We start from the raw sequence: 5,940 nt of genomic DNA, 5'->3' as shown, positions 1-5,940 counted from the left end.
CTGACGGATCATTTGCTGGCCAGCCCGGCCGCCGCCGTCCTGGCGGTGGAACTGGATCAGCGGCTCATGGCCGGGTTGCAGCAGCGCTTCGGGCCGGATGAGCGGTTTTCCCTGCTCCATGGCGATGCCCTGGCGCTGCTGGGTCAGCCCCTGGCCAGCAACCCCAACAAGGTGGTGGCCAATATCCCCTACAACATCACCGGCCCCCTGTTGCAGCAACTCGTGGGCAGTCTGGTCCGGCCGCGCCAGCCCCCCTTTCAGCGCCTGGTTCTCCTGTTGCAGAAGGAGGTGGCGGATCGCGTCACGGCGCCGCCGGGCGGTCCTGCCTGTGGAGCCCTCACCATCCGCATGCAACTCCTGGCGAAGGCGCAGACTGTCTGCACTGTGCCCCCAGCCTGTTTTTCCCCCCCTCCGCAGGTTGCCTCCGCAGTGGTGGCGCTCACCCCCTATCCGCCCCATCGGCGCCGCTACAAGCCGGAGCAGGCTCCCCTGCTGGAGCGGCTGCTGCGGGTGGCCTATGGGGGGCGTCGCAAGATGCTCCGCAATACGTTGGGCGGCGCCTGGCCCATGTCCAGCCTGGAGCGGGCGGCCCGGCAGGCTGCCGTAGACCTGAGCCGGCGGCCCCAGGATCTGGACCCGGATCAGTGGGTAGGCTTGAGCCAAGCGCTGGCGCTTCCCCGTCCATGACCTGCCTGAAGCTGGAGTCTCCAGCCAAAGTGAACCTGCATCTGGCCCTGCTGGGTCTGAGGGATGACGGCTTCCATGAACTGGCCATCGTGATGCAGGCCATCGATTTCTGTGACGAGTTGACGCTGGAGCCCCACAGCGGCCTGCAACTCCACTGCGAAGGATTGGACGTGGCCAGTGATCACACCAATCTGGTGATGCAGGCGGCCCGGTTGCTGCAGGAGGCTTTCCCGGAAAAGGCGCTGGGGGCGCGGATGCACCTGCGCAAGCGCATTCCCCTCAAGGCGGGTCTGGGGGGTGGCTCCAGCAATGCGGCGGCGACGCTCATGGGCTTGAACCGGCTCTGGGGGTTGGGACTGTCGGCGGAAGAGCTGCAGGTGTACGGGGGCCGGCTCGGCTCCGACGTGGCTTTCTTCATCGCGGGCGGCACCCAACTGTGTTTTGGACGGGGCGAGCGGCTGGAGCCCGTGGCCCGGCCCAGGGGCGGGGCGGTTTTGCTCAACAAGCGGACGGATGTCTCCGTGACCACGGGCTGGGCCTACGGCATCTGCCGGGAAGAGTTGTCCCGCAGTTATCTCAAGGGGGAGCAGGCTTTCTGCAGCGCCCGCCAGGCCTTGCGCCGCGGTGAGATGGTGGCCGCCCTCACCCGGGGAGACCTGGTCACGACGGGGCATCTGCTGCTCAATCAAATGGAAGAGGTGGTGGCCGCCCAGCTTCCTGCCGTGCGCCAGAACCTGGAGTTGCTGCGCCAGACTCCCGACTGTTGCGGGGTGTCCATGTCGGGATCGGGTCCCAGTGTGTTTGCCCTTTTCTCCACTATGGAAGCGGCCCGGGCCGCCCAGCAAACCCTGGCTGGCCGCCTCAAGGCCAATGAAATCCAGTCCTGGATCTGTGGTCTCCGGGAAGACGGGGCGCGCTTCTGCTGAGACACTGCCCTGCGCCGAGATGGAGCCGCTGCCATGACCCAACCCGCCCCCCCACATTCTTCGCCCCCGGACTCCTCCCGTCCCCGCCATGGCCCCCTCCGCTATCTGGCGGGCGCCTTGAGCAGTGGGCTGTTTGCCGTGCTCTCCTGGTCTGTAGCCCGACGGCTGGTGATCCACTTCACCCTCCATCCCCCCCACTACAGCAAGCCCGTTGCCCAGAGCATTGCCGTGGGCCTCAAGACCATTCTCGTTGGCGCCAGCTTCCTGGCGGTCTTCAGCTTCAGCCTCATTGCCGTGGGGCTCTTTCTGTTGCTGGTGCAGGCGCTGCTGCCCAGCCCCGGGGGGCAACCCTGAGGCCATGGGCGCTCGAACAATGCCGCTACACTGGAGGTTAAACCGGCCGCAAGGATTGATTTGCCATGACACCCCATGACCTGGGCCTGCTGGCCTTGCTCCTGAGCCCGGGACTGATGTTGTCCGTCCTGCTGCTCACCAGCTTTGCCGCCGGGGGCTGAGCCGCGCTTGACTCGAGTGGGGGCATCACCGTTCCCCGGCCTGGGTTAGGGTCTAGGGGTTTTGTTTCAGGGCCTGCCGCGGGCGGGCATCCCCGGGGCTGTGGCAGAAACCCTTCTTTTCAATGCTCTCCGCGAAGCCATCGACGAGGAGATGGAGCGGGATCCCCATGTGCTGGTCATCGGGGAAGACGTGGGTCACTACGGCGGCTCCTACAAGGTCACCAAGGATTTGCACAAGAAATACGGAGATCTGCGGCTTCTGGATACCCCCATCGCGGAGAACAGCTTCACCGGCATGGCGGTGGGGGCAGCCATGACGGGCCTGCGGCCCATTGTGGAGGGCATGAACATGGGGTTTCTGCTCCTGGCCTTCAACCAGATTTCCAACAATATGGGGATGCTGCGCTACACCAGCGGCGGCAACTACACCATTCCCGTGGTGGTGCGGGGACCGGGGGGCGTGGGGCGGCAACTGGGGGCGGAACACAGTCAGCGGCTGGAGGCCTATTTCCATGCCGTGCCCGGCATCAGGATCGTGGCATGCAGCACCCCCACCAATGCCAAGGGCCTCCTCAAGGCCGCCATCCGCGACGACAACCCGGTGCTGTTTTTCGAGCATGTGCTGCTCTATAACCTGAGCGAACAACTGCCGGAAGGGTCCTACACCTGCGCCCTGGATCAGGCGGAGTTGGTGCGGGAGGGGAAGGATGTCACCCTGCTCACCTATTCCCGCATGCGCCACCACTGCGCCAGGGCCGTGGAGCAACTCACGGCCCTGGGCCATGACCCGGAACTCATCGACTTGATCAGCCTCAAGCCCTTTGACATGGACACCATCAGCGCGTCCATCCGCAAGACCCACCGGGTGGTGATTGTGGAGGAGTGCATGAAAACCGGCGGCATCGGCGCCGAACTGATTGCCCTGATCACCGAGCATTGCTTCGACGAACTGGATGCCCGACCGATTCGCCTCTCCTCCCAGGACATCCCCACCCCCTACAACGGCACCCTGGAAAATCACACCATCATCCAGCCCCGCCAGATTGTGGAAACCTGTCAACAACTGATTCGAGGTCTCACCTGAAATGGTCCGTCAAGGATGGCTCCCCGTGATCCTGGCCATGGTGCTGGCCGCGGCGGTGTTGCTGGGGAACCGGTCTCTCCAGTTGGGACTGGATCTGCAGGGGGGGCATCAACTCAGCGCCCGGGTCTTCAGCGCCGATCCGGAAACGGTGATTACCGCCGATGATCTGGATGGGGTGAAGAACGTGATCCAGCGGCGCATCGATGGCCTCGGCCTTGCCCAGACCCAGATCCACACCGTGGGATCCGATCGCGTGGTGGTGCAACTGCCCACGGCCCAGCCCCCCCAGGAGGGCGATGGGGAGGCCCAGGCCGTGGTGGACGACACCTTGCAGCAGGTGGCCAACCAGATCACCGAAAAGGCGGTGCTCCAGTTCGGTGTGTTGCGCCCCGGCGAGGTGGATCGCTACGCAACGTTGGTGCAGGAACGGGGGAATGCGCGGGTTGCGGTTCTCCTTGGCCAGCAGCAACTGGAACAGTTGCAGCGCAGCCGGGGCAGTTCCGAGGAACTCGGCGCCTTCAGGGAAGAACTGGAAGCGGCGCAAACAACCTTCGACCAGTTGGAGCAGGACATTGGCCGGTTGTTCGACCTGCGTCCCCTCACCGGTGACGACCTGGTGCAAGTGGTGGCCGAGCCCAACCTTGAATCCCAAGGGGAGTACTACCAACTCAGCCTCACCTTCTCCGCCGCCGGCGCCCAGGCCTTCGCGGATCTCACCAAGGAGGTAGCCGCCGACGGCAACCTGCGGTTGGGCATTCTTCTGGATGGTCGCTCCATCAGTGAAGCCACCGTGGGGCCGGAGTTCCGGGAGAACGGAATCACCGGCGGCGGCGCCCGGATTACCGGCGCCTTCACCCTGGAGCAGGCCCGTGGGTTGGAGGTGCAACTTCGCGGCGGCTCCCTCCCCTATGACACCGAGATTGTGGAGCAGCGCACCGTGGGCGCCACCCTGGGATCCGACAACGTGCGCCGCAGTCTCACCGCGGCGCTGACGGGTCTGGCGCTGGTGAGTGGGTTGATGGTGATCATCTATCGGCTGCCGGGTCTGGTGGCGGTGGCGGCCCTGGCCATCTACGCCCTCTTGAATCTGGCCGTCTATGCCCTGGTTCCGGTGGTGCTCACCCTGCCGGGGATCGCCGGCCTGATCTTGAGTTTCGGGATGGCCGTTGATGCCAACGTGCTCATCTTCGAGCGCATCCGGGAGGAGTTGCGTTCCGGCCGCAAGCTCTACCAAGCGGTGGAGACCGGCTTCAATCGGGCGTTCAACTCCATCTTCGACGGCAGCGTCACCACCCTGATTAGCTGCCTGGCCCTGGGTTACCTGGGCAGCGGCCTGGTGCGCGGTTTCGCCATCACCCTGGGCATTGGCGTGGGCCTCAGCCTGTTCACCAGCCTGGTGTGCAGCAGGACGCTCCTGAAAACCAGCCTCTTTCTGCATCCCGCCCTTCGCAAGATCCAGTACTTCCAACCTGTGCGATGACCTCCAGCGAGACCGCCCCCACACCCCCCGCAATCCCTTCGGCGCCAGCCCTTGAAGCCGCCAATCCCCAGGGGGCTTTCGCCAGGTTTCAGGCGAGCCGTTACCGCCGGATGCTGCTGCTGCTTTCGGCAGTGATGGTGGCAATATCCCTGCTGGGTTTCCTGGTCAATGCCAGGGATCCGCAAATCGGCGCCCCCCTGCGGGCCGGGCTGGATTTCCAGGGCGGAACCAGCATCCAACTGGAACTGGCCTGCCATGATCCCGGTCCCTGTGACGCCAGCGAGCGCCTGCAACTGCCGGTGGTGCGCTCCGTGCTGGCGGATTCGCCACTGGAGCCAGCCGGAGACCGGCAGCCCGCACCGACCCCTTCCAGCTTCAACCTCCAGCTTCTCGATAACGGCGAGGGCATTCTGCTGCGCTCCACCGCTCTGACCGTTGCCCAGGCCCAAGCCATCGAGGAGCAGCTTGCCGCGGCGGAGTCCATCGCCCCGTTGCAACGGGAACGCACCCGGGTGGACACCATCGGACCGTCCCTTGGCGCCCAACTGCTGAATTCCGCTCTCCGAGCCTTGGCCGCCGCTTTTCTGGGGGTGGCCGTCTATATCGCCATCCGCTTTTCCCCCATCAATGCCGCTTTGGCCCTGGGGGCGCTGGCCCATGACGTGGTGATCGTGGCGGGGCTGTTTGCCTGGTTGGGGCAATTTCTGGACGTGGAGGTGGGAAGCCTCTTTGCCGTGGCCCTGCTGACCCTGGCGGGCTATTCCGTCAACGACACCGTGGTGGTGTTCGACCGCATCCGGGAAACGGATCGCCTTCAACCACATCTGGGCATCACCGCCCGCATTGATCGCTCCGTTGCCGCCAGCCTGGTGCGTTCTTTCAACACCTCCATCACCACGGAACTGCCCATTCTTGCCCTGGCCATCTTCAGTGGCGGGGAACTGCGCTGGTTTGCCGTGGCCCTGGCCTTCGGCATCGCCGTGGGCACCTACTCCTCCCTGTTTGTGGCGCCCCTGTTGCTGAGCCTGCTCAAGAAAGACCCGGTGCGTCATCCCGTTGCCGACGTCGCCAATTCAACGTCCCTGTTCCCCTGAATCCTCCCTTGCGCGGCCTGCAACGTCTGGTGCTTGTCCTGATGACCTTTCTGGCGCTGTTGCAGTTGGAGGGGGAATTGGGTCTGTTGCTGGATCATTTCACCTGGACCGCCATGGCCTACGGCCTCAGGGCCCACCCTTTGGCGGTGCTCAA

The 5,940-nt window shown here is 64.8% G+C and carries 6 protein-coding genes; all 6 read left to right on the top strand.

Features of this window, described 5'->3' with window-relative positions; translation table 11 throughout:
* Positions 1 to 687 (top strand): ribosomal RNA small subunit methyltransferase A (locus tag BG35_RS0105580; protein WP_025782045.1); only part of this gene is annotated, 687 nt, incomplete at its 5' end.
* Positions 684 to 1,613, top strand: coding sequence for a 4-(cytidine 5'-diphospho)-2-C-methyl-D-erythritol kinase (ispE, locus tag BG35_RS0105575; RefSeq protein ID WP_025782044.1), 930 nt, complete (start codon positions 684 to 686; stop codon positions 1,611 to 1,613). The genes BG35_RS0105580 and ispE, both read left to right, overlap by 4 nt.
* A 33-nt stretch (positions 1,614 to 1,646) precedes the next feature.
* A complete protein-coding gene (locus BG35_RS0105570) occupies positions 1,647 to 1,967 on the top strand; it encodes a DUF3082 domain-containing protein (RefSeq protein ID WP_025782043.1) in 321 nt (106 codons plus the stop codon).
* A gap of 261 nt (positions 1,968 to 2,228) precedes the next feature.
* On the top strand, positions 2,229 to 3,212 hold the full coding sequence (locus BG35_RS0105560) for a pyruvate dehydrogenase complex E1 component subunit beta (protein ID WP_025782042.1): 984 nt from the start codon (positions 2,229 to 2,231) through the stop codon (positions 3,210 to 3,212).
* A gap of 25 nt (positions 3,213 to 3,237) precedes the next feature.
* The gene (gene secD / locus BG35_RS10525; protein WP_236619799.1) at positions 3,238 to 4,692 is read left to right on the top strand and encodes a protein translocase subunit SecD; all 1,455 of its coding nucleotides are present in this window, start codon (positions 3,238 to 3,240) and stop codon (positions 4,690 to 4,692) included.
* Positions 4,689 to 5,786 carry a protein translocase subunit SecF gene (gene secF / locus BG35_RS0105550; protein WP_080688041.1) on the top strand — a complete coding sequence of 366 codons (1,098 nt, stop codon included), beginning with the start codon at positions 4,689 to 4,691 and terminating at the stop codon, positions 5,784 to 5,786. Before secD ends, secF begins: the two co-directional genes overlap by 4 nt.
* Positions 5,787 to 5,940 lie beyond the last annotated feature (154 nt).

Origin of the sequence: Candidatus Synechococcus spongiarum SH4, from assembly GCF_000586015.1 — a bacterium.
In the GTDB taxonomy this organism is placed as follows: domain Bacteria; phylum Cyanobacteriota; class Cyanobacteriia; order PCC-6307; family Cyanobiaceae; genus Synechococcus_B; species Synechococcus_B spongiarum_F.
The sequence above is the reverse complement of the archived record's forward strand: the minus strand, read 5'-3'. Positions and strand labels throughout refer to the sequence as shown.

Coding starts and splice junctions, on each gene's coding strand:
- ispE (WP_025782044.1), top strand. CDS start 684: ATGACCTGCCTGAAGCTGGAGTCTCCAGCCAAAGTGAACCTGCATCTG.
- BG35_RS0105570 (WP_025782043.1), top strand. CDS start 1,647: ATGACCCAACCCGCCCCCCCACATTCTTCGCCCCCGGACTCCTCCCGT.
- secF (WP_080688041.1), top strand. CDS start 4,689: ATGACCTCCAGCGAGACCGCCCCCACACCCCCCGCAATCCCTTCGGCG.